Origin of the sequence: Carboxylicivirga taeanensis, assembly GCF_051851475.1 — a bacterium.
GTDB classification, from domain to species: Bacteria; Bacteroidota; Bacteroidia; order Bacteroidales; family Marinilabiliaceae; genus Carboxylicivirga; species Carboxylicivirga taeanensis.
Window position 1 is genome coordinate 583605 of record NZ_JBPUSJ010000001.1, and the last position, 14216, is coordinate 597820.

16 protein-coding genes are annotated in these 14216 nt (G+C 40.8%); all 16 read right to left on the reverse strand.

The features are described 5' to 3' along the window. Positions 1-14: 14 nt before the first annotated feature. A complete protein-coding gene (locus ACSX1H_RS02510) occupies positions 15-584 on the reverse strand; it encodes a chemotaxis protein CheB (RefSeq protein WP_439181994.1) in 570 nt (189 codons plus the stop codon). Beyond that, positions 584-1405 carry a CheR family methyltransferase gene (locus ACSX1H_RS02515; RefSeq protein WP_439181995.1) on the reverse strand — a complete coding sequence of 274 codons (822 nt, stop codon included), beginning with the start codon at positions 1403-1405 and terminating at the stop codon, positions 584-586. Before ACSX1H_RS02515 ends, ACSX1H_RS02510 begins: the two co-directional genes overlap by 1 nt. Position 1406: 1 nt before the next feature. Beyond that, a complete protein-coding gene (locus ACSX1H_RS02520; protein WP_439181996.1) occupies positions 1407-2249 on the reverse strand; it encodes a CheR family methyltransferase in 843 nt (280 codons plus the stop codon). A gap of 21 nt (positions 2250-2270) precedes the next feature. After that, on the reverse strand, positions 2271-4148 hold the full coding sequence (locus ACSX1H_RS02525; RefSeq protein WP_439181997.1) for a PAS domain S-box protein: 1878 nt from the start codon (positions 4146-4148) through the stop codon (positions 2271-2273). A gap of 51 nt (positions 4149-4199) precedes the next feature. Continuing rightward, positions 4200-5279: a protein-glutamate methylesterase/protein-glutamine glutaminase gene (locus ACSX1H_RS02530; protein ID WP_439181998.1), complete on the reverse strand. Its 1080-nt coding sequence runs from the start codon at positions 5277-5279 to the stop codon at positions 4200-4202. A 169-nt stretch (positions 5280-5448) separates the two neighbouring features. Then, positions 5449-5925, reverse strand: coding sequence for a chemotaxis protein CheD (locus ACSX1H_RS02535; RefSeq protein WP_439181999.1), 477 nt, complete (start codon positions 5923-5925; stop codon positions 5449-5451). An 11-nt stretch (positions 5926-5936) separates the two neighbouring features. After that, a complete protein-coding gene (locus ACSX1H_RS02540; protein WP_439182000.1) occupies positions 5937-6836 on the reverse strand; it encodes a sensor histidine kinase in 900 nt (299 codons plus the stop codon). Between the two features lie 26 nt (positions 6837-6862). Then, positions 6863-7726 carry a CheR family methyltransferase gene (locus ACSX1H_RS02545; protein WP_439182002.1) on the reverse strand — a complete coding sequence of 288 codons (864 nt, stop codon included), beginning with the start codon at positions 7724-7726 and terminating at the stop codon, positions 6863-6865. Between the two features lie 10 nt (positions 7727-7736). Next, positions 7737-8216 carry a chemotaxis protein CheW gene (locus tag ACSX1H_RS02550; protein WP_439182003.1) on the reverse strand — a complete coding sequence of 160 codons (480 nt, stop codon included), beginning with the start codon at positions 8214-8216 and terminating at the stop codon, positions 7737-7739. Between the two features lie 6 nt (positions 8217-8222). Further along, positions 8223-8657, reverse strand: coding sequence for a chemotaxis protein CheW (locus ACSX1H_RS02555; RefSeq protein ID WP_439182004.1), 435 nt, complete (start codon positions 8655-8657; stop codon positions 8223-8225). A gap of 13 nt (positions 8658-8670) precedes the next feature. Further along, positions 8671-10710, reverse strand: a complete 2040-nt coding sequence (locus ACSX1H_RS02560; protein ID WP_439182006.1) for a chemotaxis protein CheA — start codon at positions 10708-10710, stop codon at positions 8671-8673. An 11-nt stretch (positions 10711-10721) separates the two neighbouring features. Beyond that, complete coding sequence (locus ACSX1H_RS02565; protein ID WP_439182007.1) at positions 10722-11087, reverse strand: Hpt domain-containing protein; 366 nt, start codon at positions 11085-11087, stop codon at positions 10722-10724. Between the two features lie 3 nt (positions 11088-11090). Continuing rightward, the gene (locus tag ACSX1H_RS02570) at positions 11091-11456 is read right to left on the reverse strand and encodes a response regulator (RefSeq protein WP_439182008.1); all 366 of its coding nucleotides are present in this window, start codon (positions 11454-11456) and stop codon (positions 11091-11093) included. Between the two features lie 26 nt (positions 11457-11482). Then, positions 11483-11797: a hypothetical protein gene (locus ACSX1H_RS02575; RefSeq protein WP_439182009.1), complete on the reverse strand. Its 315-nt coding sequence runs from the start codon at positions 11795-11797 to the stop codon at positions 11483-11485. Positions 11798-11803: 6 nt separating this feature from the next. Next, positions 11804-13549: a methyl-accepting chemotaxis protein gene (locus tag ACSX1H_RS02580; protein ID WP_439182010.1), complete on the reverse strand. Its 1746-nt coding sequence runs from the start codon at positions 13547-13549 to the stop codon at positions 11804-11806. 9 nt (positions 13550-13558) lie between these two features. Then, complete coding sequence (locus tag ACSX1H_RS02585; protein WP_439182011.1) at positions 13559-14071, reverse strand: YfiR family protein; 513 nt, start codon at positions 14069-14071, stop codon at positions 13559-13561. Positions 14072-14216: the final 145 nt, after the last annotated feature.

Below are 14216 nucleotides of genomic sequence, written 5' to 3' on the forward strand. Positions count from 1 at the left end.
TTGTTATACTTAGATCAAGATAAATGGTTTAAATAATCTGCAATTTCATCGGGCGATAAAATCATATCAGGCTCAATGAGTCGTGCCACACTTTTGGGCATGGTATCCATTTCGCACGTTTTGGGGTCCTGTATGATTGTTATCCCTTTCTTTTCAGCAATATCTTTCATCCCTTTAGCGCCATCTTTATTAGCGCCGGTCAACACAATTCCAATCAGCTTGTTTCGGTATACGTAGGCAGCCGATGACAGGGTGTGATCGATGGCTGGCCGACTGTGATTAACAGGCTCCTCGGTTGATAGCGAAAAGGTGCCGTCATATTCGATGAACATGTGATAATTGGATGGTGCCAAATAGACTTTACCACTTGTAATTGGTTCCTTATCGTTTGGCTCAATCACATCCAGTTTAGATTTCAAGCGAATGCTTTCCACCAGGCCCGAACGCACGTGTTTTAAACGATGAAGACAAATGATAACAGGCAACGGGAAATCCTCTCTTAACTGCGATAACAGCTTAGAGACAACCGAAAAACTGCCGGCCGACCCTCCAATCACTACTGCTTTATACTTTGTTCGTATCATTAGTCTTTTAAAAAACTGTATTTACAATAAATTTTCTCCTTCTGATCAATACATTCAAAGCGCTCATTGCCGTTTGCCGGCAACTGCTCTTTTACACCTAAACACACGTAACCGCCTCCCATAAGCACTTTATCTATCATCGCCTGAACAGTTTCGTGATACTCTTTGGTGTAATAAAGCAAGCTGTTGCGTAAAATAACAAAATCGTACTTACTACCAGAGAGCTGCTCGATGCCACCTTTTGTAAAGCTAACGTTACTAAGCAAATCGGCATCAAAAAACGCCCCTTCAGAAGTATTGTTAAAATAATCGTCTAAACTGGCAGTTCCTTCGAAGCGCTTATAGTTATATGCATTTACATCATTTCTTTTGGCAGATAAAAAGCCCTTTTTTAAGGCTTCGATTCCCCTATCCGAAGTATTGTTAACCGTTACCTGCACCTGGCTGTAGCAGTTGATCTCCTTCAAAAGAATTAGCAGGCTGTACAACTCTTCACCCGAAGACACATCGGGAAACCACACTTTAAACCTTTTGCCAGTATAATTATCGGCAATGAGCTTTCGCAGCTGCCTCCAGAACCCGGCATCTCTAAAAAGCTCTGTGTTATTAACCGCGAAAAAATGGCAAAGCTGATCTACAAAACTGGCATCATCGAGGTTCTCGAGGAACTGCTCTGTTTTGCGCAAAGCATACTTTTCAAAAAACTGTCCGAGGCGCCGCTTCAAAAAGGAATGAGTCATGTAATTGAAAGGCAGTCCCAATTGTTGACTCATCTGCTCTGATAACATTCTGATTTCACTAATACTAAAACTTACTGCCATACTATTGATATTTAAAGTTAAAGGCATTGGTTTTAATATAAACCGGACCGCTTTTTTTAAACTTGGTATTGTAAAACCCCGTCAGGCTCTCATGATTCCCTAAGATCATAATACCCTTAGGATAAAGCTGATTATAAAACATCTGATACACTTTGGACTGTAGTTTGGCGTTAAAATAAATCAGCACATTTCTGCAAAAAATGATGTCGAATTTATTGTAAAAGGCCGCATCGTCCTTAACCAAATCATGCTGCCTCACCTCCACTTTATTACGCAAAAAATCTTTAGCAATAATTTTATCGTTGCCTGCATCGATATCAAAGTACTTACTAAAATCGATGTCATCAATCCCGTTTATGGGTGATTTTTTCAGAACACGCTTAAAGCTGGAAAGCTGCTTTTTATTAAACTGGTATTGATAACTCCCCCGTTTACAATGACGCAGCATATTGGCACTAATATCTGTAGCATAAATACGGGCTCGATCAAGCAAGCCCAACTCATGTAAAAGAATCATATTGGAATATACCTCCATACCGGAGCTGCAACCTGCATGCCAGATGTTAAAGGTCTTTTTACCTTTAAGCATTGGAAATATCCTTTCGTAGAAATTTGGCCACAATTCGGGATCGCGAAACAGTTCAGTTGTATTAACTGTAATGCCTTCCACTAAACGCTCAATAAACCCCTTATCATTTCGCGTTTTATCCAGTAACTCCTCAATTGATAAGTTGTTATCTGCAACCACCTTTTGTATGCGCCGATTTATTGAGTTATCTGAATAATCACTAAAATCGTATGGCGTATGCTCCTTCAACACTTGCAGATAATGCTTAAAATCCATTCTAATGGCTTTTTTGATTACCTAAAATAACTCAACCTCAACCTGCTGAATAAATGCGGTGTACGAATGATCTTCGCCAAATTCAGCTTCCGACAATAGGAAGAGCACCGGCTCTTCACTGCCTACTTTATTTTTAATTGGAGCTTCACGCCGCTCACCAATTATCTTAGTTTTTTCATTGGATACAAACGCTGAAATGAACTCATCATTATCAATGGAAGCTTGCGCAAAAAGCATGGAAACATGCTGACCAAGCACTTCACTTCGACTATATCCCCAAAGTTTTTCAGCAGCTGCATTAAAGAATTCAACGATACCATCCTTATTAGTGGTTATGATGGCATCCAGCGCTCCTTCAAGGGTTTTCTCGTTACGTATTTTAACCGCTTCAATTTCTTTAAATTGTTCGGTAACTTCCTTCTTCGCTTCTTCAAGCATAATGCCCAGCTCATCCTTACTGCGCTTCAGCTCTTCCTCCATATTTACCTGTTCGGTAATATCATTTTCAAGACTAAGAATCTTGATGATTTCCCCCTCATGATCAATAACTGGCGTATAGGTTGTAAGCAGATAAATTTCATCGCCCATTTTAGTACGTCTGCGCACTCGACCCTTAAAATTATGGCCGTTTCGCAAATCGGTCAGAATCTGATCAAGTTCCTCCACATCGTCCTTGAAAAAGAAAATCTTAATATTTTGACCTTCGATTTCTTCAGGATTATAGCGGAATGTTCTTAAAAAGTTCTGATTGACATTAATGAGGGTGCCATCAACTTCAAATTCGGAGCTTATAGCCGCATGATCAATGGCCTCCAAAATCCCTTTCATCTCCACTTCGCGCCTGTCACTCTCTTCCTGAGTTGCCTGCATCTCCTCCAGGTTCTGTCTCAACTCCTCTTCCTGCTGAAGCATTCGCTCGGCCTGGTTTTGAGTTTCCTTTAAGAGTTTGGTTGTTCGAATGGTATTTTGAACCGACGAGATGGTTAAGGCTATACTCTCGGCAATCTTTTCAACAAACTCGATCTCAAATTCTGCAAAATCTTTAAAGGAAGCCATCTCTATGACTCCAAAAATGGCATCATTGGTTTTAAGAGGTACGATGAGAATACTGCGCGGATTAGCTTCACCCAAACCCGAGGTAATATTTAAATAATTATCCGGAACATCGGTAAGATGAATGGTTTCCTTCTCCAGTGCACACCGCCCAATTAAACCTTCTTCCCAGTTAATGCGCTTATCGGCAAATTTCTTGCGGTCGTATGCCACACAGGCGGTTAATTCGAAATACTTATCGGTGCTGTTGATGGAGTTAAGCAGGTAAAATCCGGCCTGATTAATTTTCATATAATCCACCAGGTGTCGGATAATGTTATAGCTTAAGGCTTCAATGTTATCGTTATCCTTACGCAACAACTCTCCAAAATGTGCCAGCCCTTGTGTTACCCAGGTACGCTGCTCCTCTTCTACCCGACGCTGTTCTTCATCCTTTTTACTCTTTATGAGGTAATCGCGCAGGCGCAAGAGTGATTGTGTCAGCTTATCTTTTCGATCACTCAGCGCCAAATCCGCATCGAACTTATCTTGTCGTAAATTCTCTACAAATTCCAACACTTTTTCACTCTTCCCAGCTTCCTGCTTTATGTGCTTGCGCTGCTTACGAATAAACACCGCAAAATGTCCGGCTATTAAGTAGCCAGCCAAGCCGGTAATAAACGGTAAAAAGGTGATGACCCATAAGCCGGGAAAGAAACTGTATAAACCATACAGTGTTGGCTGTTGGTTAACATGCTCAAAAATACTGTTGCTCAAAAATAAGGTGAAAAGATAGATAACTAACCCGAGCATAAAACCACGCAAGGTATACCTGCTTCTCATATTCTTGATTTTGACCTTTGCCATATGAAATTTATTCTTTTAAATAGACGATTGGTAAAATTGTTAATAATGCGGTTACCTTAAACGGGATAACAAATAGGCCGCCATCTTATTCAATGGCAACACTTTATCTGCAGCACCCAACTTAACAGCTTCTTTTGGCATACCGTATACCACGGAAGAGGCTTCATCCTGAGCAATTGTGTGGGCGCCTGCCTCCTTCAATTCCAACAAGCCTTTAGCACCATCGTTGCCCATGCCAGTTAGTAAAATGCCGGTTGCATTGTTGCCCGCATAACGCGCGGCTGAGCGAAACAATACATCTACCGATGGACGATGACGGTTCACCAAAGGCCCTTCTTTTACCTCAACCATGTATTCTTTACCAACCCGTTTAAGTAACATGTGTTTATTACCAGGAGCAATCAATACCCTGCTTTGATAAAGCTTATCCCCATTCTCAGCTTCCTTTACCTCGAGATCACAGATGTTATTTAGGCTGTTGGCAAAAGATTTTGTAAAGCCTTCGGGCATATGCTGAACAATGGCTATACCAGGCACCTTAGCGGGCAACTCTTTTAAAAAACTGCGGATGGCTTCGGTGCCTCCGGTAGATGCGCCCAATACCACTATCTTTTCGGTGTCGATAATCTGCTTGAACCCGGTGGCTTTATTTAGCATCACATCGGCCGAATAACGGGGATGAACACTCGGTTTCACAACGGGTGCTGCTATGGTACGCCTTTTCAGTTTTACTTGTGCGGCTGCTTTTACTGCATCACACAGCATTATTTTCGATTCATTGATAAACTGCGCAGCGTTCATAGCCGGTTTACCAATAATTTCACTCGCCCCGTATTCCAGGGCTTTCATTGCTACCTCGGTGCCTTCTGTTGTAAGACTTGAAATCACTACGACCGGGATTGGGTGCTGCGACATAATTTTACGCAGAAAGGTCAATCCGTCCATCCGGGGCATTTCAATGTCAAGAGTTATAACATCCGGAATTTCTTTCATGATTTTTTTAACGGCAATAATTGGATCTGCTGCCGTGCCCATTACTTCAATGCCCGGATCAGATTCAAGGATGGATGACAAGCTCTGCCTGACAACCGCAGAATCATCAACGACTAATACTCGAATCTTTTTGTTCATGCGCAAAAATTTTTCGTTATCTGAAATCCCTACTCCCTTACATTCAGTCTTTCACAACAATCAATAAAAACACTCACTCATTTGTTTGGAACACCCACACTGGCTGGAAGCCAGCAGGTGTGTTTACTTATCACTTTCAACTGTATGCGACGCTTCGTGCAATACAGCTTTAATATACCTTTTTTTCAAGAAACTTATGCCTAACTTCCCCTGTATCGTTGAAAAAAATAATTTTCCGGCCTCTTCTTCCGCCTGTGCTTGAAGCCACAATTGGAATTCGTTTTTCCTCTAACATAAGACGCGCTACCCGAATGTTCCTTTCACCAATCATATTGGAGTTGCCAGTAGCTGTTTCAAGCAGCTCACCGCCTCCAAAAATTTTGGCCTGTATATTCCTGATATCGCTTCCCAAAAAAAGCATCCGTTCAACCAATTTATCAATCGCTATGTTCCCATATTTTGGTGATGCTAAATCGTTACCATTCCAGTTGGGGAGCATGAAGTGGTTCATTCCACCAATTTTCAACTTTGGATCCCACAAACAAATGGCAACGCAACTACCAAGTATGGTTTTAATCACATACGGGTCTTTGCTGGCAAACAGTGAAGAAGGGTATAGAAAGTGTTGCAAATATCTACTATCCATCTACCACTGTGTTAAAAAATCTCATCATCCTCATCAAAGAACACATCATTTCCATCGCCACTAAACCCTTCTACGATATTACGTGCTTCGGGCAGAACAATTGAGAAGGTTGAGCCCTCTCCTTTTTGGCTTTCGATGCCAATTTCTCCTCCTAACACATCCAGTAGTGCTTTAGTGATTGATAAGCCCAACCCGTGTCCACGATTGATTGAGTTAATCCCTGAATCCAGGCGTTTGAAGCGTTCGAAAATTATCTTCTGGTTCTTTTCTGATATTCCTGTTCCAAAATCCTGAACAGACGCGTGCAGCACATCTTCATCCACCCACATTTTAAGAATCACCTGGCTATCTTTATAACTGTACTTCAATGCGTTATTCAGCAGGTTGCTTAAAATAAGTTTTAATTTTTCGGAATCGGTTTTAAAGTAAAAGTTCTTTCCAAATCCGTGCTCAATATTAAACTCAATTTTAATATCGATACCCATTTTGCGGGAGATGATGTTGAAAGAGTCAACCACGGTTTGTACCAGGCTTCGAATATTAACTTTTGTGATGTTAGGAGCGATTTCTCCTGCTTCAATCTTAGCGGCCACAAAGATATTACGAAGCTGAAAATCGAGGTTAAAAGCTTCACTGTGTATAAGCGCTACCATTGAAACAACTTTCTTCCAGTCATTCTTTTCCACCGAAAGTATGGCTTTGGATAAACCAAGAATTGATGTAAATGGGTTTACTATTTCATTAGATATGTTTGAAATAAAGTGACTTTTTAAAGCTTCAGATTCCTTTAGTTTTTTTGTAACACCCTGGAAATCTTTCGATAACTCCTTCATCTCATTATCTAACTTTTTCCTTTCTTCAAGTCGTAACCTGAGTTCCCGTAAAAGTTGTTTGTCAGATAAGTTGCTCATAATTTATTTTTTATATTCCGGACTAATTATATTTTCCTAAAAATTGTTGGCCGTATATGCTCTAACGGCACATTCATTCCTGATAATGATTCGGAGTGACCAATAAAAAAGATCCCTCCCGGTTTAAGATAGTTACACAGTTTACTAATAACCCGCTCCTGCGTAACTCTGTCGAAATAAATCAACACATTGCGACAGAACACCACATCAAAAGTTTCATTCATGTCGTAATGGCTATCCATTAGATTAACATGCTTCAGCAAAACGTTGCGCTGCAATTCGGGCTTCACTCTAACGGTAGGTGTGACCCGATCCTTACTCTTCAAAAAATAGCGCTTCTTTAATTCTAATGGAATAACGGCTATTTTACTCTCGGCATACACGCCTTTGGCAGCTGTCTCCAGCACTTTATTAGAGATATCGGAGCCATGAATAGCGAAATTAAAACCGGGTGCTTCGCGCTGATACTCATTCAGCACAATTGATATTGTATACGGCTCTTCACCACTGGAACAACCAGCACTCCAAACTTTAAATAAACCACTCCCTTTGTGCTGGGGCAAAACTTCATTTCTCAAAAAATCGAAATGCACAGGTTCGCGAAAGAAATCTGTTTTATTAGTCGTTACTACATTCAGAAAGCTATATATCTCTTTCTTTTGCCCCTCTTTACTAAAAAAATACTCTTTGTACTCGCTGTAGGTGCGCATGTTTAGCTCGCGGAGCCGCTTTAAAAGACGCCCCTGCAACATCACACGTTTAACCGGTGGCATTTTAATGCCATACTCCTTATAGATAAAATCGCTAAACGCTTTAAAATCTTTTTCAGAAAGCTCTGCTTTAAAAGCATCCAGCTCTTTCTCCTTACCTATGTTACCCTCCCCAAACATCTGCCTGCTCCTACTTAACAGCCTTTATTATTTCGTCAAGGCTGATGATATCTTTCTCACTAAATATCTTATCCACATTCAAAATCATGACTAATTCATCAATTTTTTGATAAGACGCGGTGATATAACCAGGCTTGTAGTCGGTTTCAATTACCTTGAGCGAAGCATCGTCGGCTTCAAATACATCCGACACAGCATCCACCAAAATACCGATGTTCATCAGGCCACTACCATCTGCTTTATTAATTTCCAAAACGACGATACACGACTGAGGTGTGACCTCGACCTGACCGAGGTTAAACTTCACAGCAGCATCGACAATTGGAATGATCTGCTCACGATGGTCGGTGACTCCCTTAACATAGCTCATGCTTTCGGGAACAGACTTTGGTGTTGTATACTCTCTTATTTCGATGACTTTCTCAACGTGAACACCAAAAACATTGTTATCCAACGAAAAAGTAAGATATGCGTTAACTTCCTGGCTCATCCCTCTTTAATTTTCAATTTCCTGTACAACTTCAGTTAAATCAATGATGTGAATAAACTCATCATTTTTATAAATACTTCCCACAAATGTATGCACTAAACCTGTATTTCCATTGATAACAGATTCGCGCAACTCCGACTCTTCGAGATCAAAAACTTCCTTAACGCCGTCGACCACCAAACCTATTAATGACTCTGTTTTGTCATTGTCAGACACCACAATGACTGCAGTATCCTGTGTATTCTCAATGTCTTTAGCCTCCATCATCACCCTTAAATCGGCAATTGGAATAATATTTCCGTGCAGGTTAATCACCCCTAAAAGGTAGTCTTTTGTATTGGGCACCCACGTTACTTTATCAAATTCAAGAATATTACGTACTTTAAGTGTATCGAACGCAAATGCTTCTCCATTGATTAAAAACGATATAATTGATGTCATCTCTTCTAATTAATTAGTTTCTGGTTCGATATTTTTTTGCGGCATGATTATGAATGAGGCGGTTGGTATCAATCACCAAAGCAATTGTTCCATCGCCCAAGATAGATGCCCCTGAAATATTCTCTTGCTTTTTAAGGAAACGGCCAAGCGGTTTAACCACTGTTTGATATTCGCCTATCACCTGATCGACTAACAGTCCTACTCTTCTGTCTTCATATTTTACCAGAATCAACTGCTCAGTCCCTTTATTTTCAAGCTCCGTTTCGAAGGCCTCCCTTAGGTCAATGAACGGGTATTGGTCATCTTCGATGTTGACAACATGATTAAATGTTTTACCAAAAGAAACTGAATCAATGGCATATATTTTTTCAATATTGGCAATTGGGATAACGTATTGATTCTTGAACACGTTAACCAATAATCCATCAATGATGGACAAGGTCATTGGCAGCTCGAGAGTTAAAGTGGTGCCTTGGCCCATTTCTGAATCTAAGGATACTTCTCCACGTATTTCTCCAATCTTTTTCTTCACCACATCCATTCCAACACCACGACCAGATACATCAGTCACCTGCTCTTTTGTAGAAAATCCACTCAGGAACACCAGCTCGAAAATTTCTTTACGGGTCAGTTCAGTAGAACTATCAATCAGGCCCTTTGCAATGGCTTTTTTGCGGATGAACTCAGGATCAATTCCCTTACCGTCATCCATGACCTTAACAATAACGCTGGCTCCCGAATAAAAGGCCTTAAACAAAATGGTTCCTTTGGGCGATTTCCCGCTTTGAATACGTTCATCGGGAAGCTCAATACCATGATCAACTGCATTACGGATGATGTGTAAGAGAGGATCGGTAAGGTGTTCGATAATATTTTTATCGAGTTCGATGTCGCCCCCTTCAATCACAAAATCAATGTCTTTTTGCAACTCTTTAGAGAGGTCGCGCACTAATCGCTGAAAGCGCATCAACTCGCTTTGCAAAGGAATAAGACTGATTGAAAATGCATTGTCGCGTAATTGACGACTTAATTTTTGAATATTCTCAGCCAGGGCCAACGCGGCTGGGTTCCCATCATTTTCGGCAAACAGGTTTAATTGAGCCTGAATGGTTACCAATTCACTCACAAGGTTAACCAATTCGTCAATCTTGTTGGAATTAACCCGGATACTGGATATTTTATGTTCTTTAAGCTGAACCTTCTTTTTTAAGTCTTTCTTCTCATCACTGTCGTTTACCTGAGCAGCAATTGCAACCAGCTCCTCTTTTGAAAGTGCTTTTTGCTCTCTGGCAGCCTCCTCAATTTTGTCGTTCAGCTCGGTTGTAGTTAATAGATTACCGCTGCCAATTTGGGTGATTTTAATTTCACATTCATCTTCTACAAAAATGAATACATCCTTAATATCATTAACCGACTCACTGGTATTCAGCACTACCTGCCAGTGACAGTAGTTATTTACTGGATTAAAGTTATTTAGTACAGGTACTTTTTCATGATAGGCAATCACCTTGGCGGTGCCCATCGCGTGCAAATCATCCAGGAGATAAAATGGATTGGTTCCATTTTTTAAAATCTCTTCGTTAGGCTTTATTTCAATCAGGTAGGTTTTTGACCCATCGTCATCTACCTTTTCGGCTTTACTAACTTTTACGTCGGTTCTATCCATCACCGAATCACTGTTAGAAACCCGTTGCACACGTTCTATAAAGGCCTTCTGATTGTCAAGTTCATCTTGCTCCTCCACATCACCTACCTCGAGCATGTATTTAATATGGTCGATGGATTCAAACGTGAGCGAAATGATATCGTCAGTAATAACGAGCTTATTATTTCGAATCTGATCGAAAATTGTTTCGAGATGATGGGTAAATTCGCTCAACTGGTTAAAGCCAAACATAGCGCCACCCCCTTTAAGCGTGTGCATCGCACGGAAAATGCGCTCCACTATTTCTTTGTTCTCCGTATCCTTCTCGAGCAGCAATAATGCTTCCTCTAAATCGTGAACATTATCATTTGACTCCTCAACAAATTTTGCCTTAAACTTATCAATCATTATTTGCGCTTTTAACCTGTAATGGCGTTAAAGTAGTCTATCAACACCTCCTGCTCTTTTCCAGTTTGGGGTATTTGTGACTCATCACTAATTAGTAATTTTTGAATAACGGATACAGCTGATTTTGTTTGTTCAAGCATATAGGCGGTAATTAAAAGGTTCTTATTAAGTACCTCCTTATACGCCTGCTCAATTGGTGTTGCAATTTCAGGCAGGGCATTGAATCCCACCATTGGTGCCGTTCCCTTAATGTTATGCATGGTTCGTATAACCATCTCAATAGCATCGCGAGACAAGTTAACAGGCCTTGTTAGCTCTTGTTCAAGAACGGCCAGGTTTTCAGTTGTTTCCTTAATGAAAATATTTTTGATTTTCATTCTTTATCTCAAAACACGGGAAATGGCACTCAACAATTTGGCCGGAACGAAAGGTTTAATGATCCATCCGGTTGCACCAGCTTGTTTGGCTTCCATTTTTTTTGCGGCTTGCGACTCTGTTGTCAGGAACAAGATCGGAATATGCTTATAGTCTTCAATCTCTCTGATCTTTCGAATCAGGCCAAGACCATCAAGATTTGGCATGTGTAAGTCGGTAATTACAATATCAATCGCTCTACCATCCAGGAACTTTTGCGCGTCTTCACCATCTACTCCCACTAATACCTCATACCCTTCGTTTTGCAAGGTAAAGTTGACTACTTCGCGGATACTTTCTGAATCATCAACAATGAGAACTGTTTTAGCCATAATTATTGTTCTAGTTATTTTTTAGGTTAATTAATAACATACTGAAAACCTGAATTTTGAATCATCTTGGTAAGTTCATCATTCAACTCAGATTTTACTACTACTTTTTTTCCGTTCGCTGCTAAGGTTGCCTTAATAGCCAATACAAGCTGCATAAAGGTGACATCAACACTTTCCGGGCGTTCAATTTCAATTTGCAGATCTTTGCTGGCATTTAAGCCATCCTTAACCACACCGGTTATTCTTTCGATATGATTGATGATTAATTGTCCGGAAAAGCGCACAAGCGACTTTTCCGGCATTTCATCAATGGTCACTGTATATGGTAAGTTATCCATCATCTTCTCTTAGAACTTCTCGTAATTATCTAAATCAAAATCTTTATCAAAATTGGAAAAAGGATTTTCTGCCTTTTTGTGCGGCTTGGCTACGGGCTTTTCAGGGCTTTTGGCAGGTGCCTTTTTTACAGGTTTCTCCGTGGCAATTTTCACTTCAGAAGTCTTTGTTTCTTTGCCATTCATTTTTGGAGTCACTTTTACTTCCTTCGCATCCACCTTGAAATAGCTTACCACCTCATTCAGGTTATCGGCCAGGTTAGCCAGCACATCAGAACTTTGTGTCAGTTCGTCTGAAGATGACGCATTTTCCTGGGTAATCATATTCAGCTGTTGCATAGCCAGGTTAATTTGCTCGGCACCTGTTTTTTGCTCCATACTGGCAGCTGCAATTTCTTTAATGAGCTGAGTGGTCTTTTCAATATCAGGCACCAAAGCTTTTGCTTTTTTACCTGCTTCAGTCGACACCTTCAATCCGGTTGATACCAATGAAACGATTTCATCAGCGGCTGATTTACTTCTCTCGGCCAGCTTACGCACTTCGGCAGCTACAACTGAGAAGCCACGACCGTGCTCGCCAGCCCGGGCCGCTTCAACGGCCGCGTTAAGGGCCAAAATATTGGTCTGGAAGGCAATATCGCTAATAATGGTAATTTTCTCAGACACCTCTTTCATCACACTCGCAGACTGTGATGAAAGGTCATCAGCCACGGTAACATCCTTCGCTGTTTCCACCGTAATTTTCTCAGTTTCGATGGCGTTATCGGTGTTTTGATCAATGTTAGCAACCATTTCTTCAATGGAAGTCGAAACTTCCTCTGCCGATGCCGCCTGATCAGCCGATCCTTTCGACAGCTGCATAGAGCTGGACTTCAGCTGCGTACTCGATGTCACCAAATCGTTGGCATTAGACTTAATGGTGTTAACAGTATTTTTAAGGTTATCGGCCATTGCCACCAAGGCCTTAGCCAAGTCCCCAATTTCATCGTCCTGATCGACATCCACCGTAGCGGTTAAGTCGCCTTGCCCGATTGACCGGGCAAAAGTTACGCCTTTATTAAGTGGCGTTATAATGGAATTGTAAAGCAAGAATGCGGTTAACAAGGCACCTGCAATTACCAATAAACTCATGATAATAATAACCCACTGCAAAACTGTAAAGCTGCGGTTACTCCCCGACAGAGCCACATTTGTTTGCTCATCGTACTTGGCAGTCAGCGCCCTAATGTCCTTATCAATGCTTTCGCACAAAGTAATGATTTCACCACCATCCTGTACCATTGGTTCTACTTCAAACAGCACCATGGCATCCTCATAGGCCTCAAAAGAACTAAGGCTGCTCATCACATACTTTTGCATTTCAAACAAGGAATCGACCTCATTGAAAATGTCGGTGAGCATCTTTACATCTTCATCGTTTCCTTCTTCCACCCACTCCTTACTCAAAAGAAGCAGCTCGCTCTTTAATTCCTGATAGTCTTTCTCATGCAATTCTCCCAAACGCACTTTATCGGGCGTACCCGACTGTGTATCAATAAACACCCAACTACGGATGAGCATTTTCGAATCGTTTACTACATCGGCTAAACTTTCGAGCTTAGCAGATGAGGGAGAGTATAAACCTGTCAATTTTCTATTCAGATCTTTACTACTTGTCAGCGTTGAAAAGGTCCAGACACCGTTGATCACAATCAACAGCAGAATGATTCCAAACCCAGCCAACAATTTTTGGGCAATATTCAGTTTGATATTTTTCATGTTTACTTCTTATAAGCTAATTGCATTGGACATCCCTTCGAGCTTCGAGCTGATTTGCAAACCAACCTTTGCTGCATTGGTCTTATGGATCTCAAATTTAAGTTTCTGATCTCGAATCACAAAGTTTATCATAGCCCCATGATTACAGGCTCCTTCCGACTCGGTGATAATCAGTGTCCCTTTACCATTAACCTTATCAATAACAGTAGATGCGTACCTCGAGAAATTAACATTCGATGAGACGTACACTACCTGACAATCAACTATTTCTTCTGGCGATTTAAATTCTTTAATCACCACATTCTGAAACCCAAACTTTTTACCTGCAGATAATTTTGACATCCAATCAGCTACTTCCCGATCGCGCACAACGCCAATCACAAAATCGCCTTGTTTGGCAGCCTCCGTCCAACCGATGTGCCGGATGAAGCTCAGCGTAAAAACTGACTTGAACTTAGCTACTTGAGCTTGCCCCATCAAGGGCAGCAGCATTAAAGTCAAAATGAATAAAACCTTTTTCATAAATAAATCTGTCCTACAAAATTCAACATCTTAATTGGCTTTGGTACGCACGAGAGCCTATTATGTTACTTTTTACAACAATAATTTTATTTCATCGAAAAAAAGAATCGCATCTCGTTTTACTCTATTTGGGTCAATTCGGTTA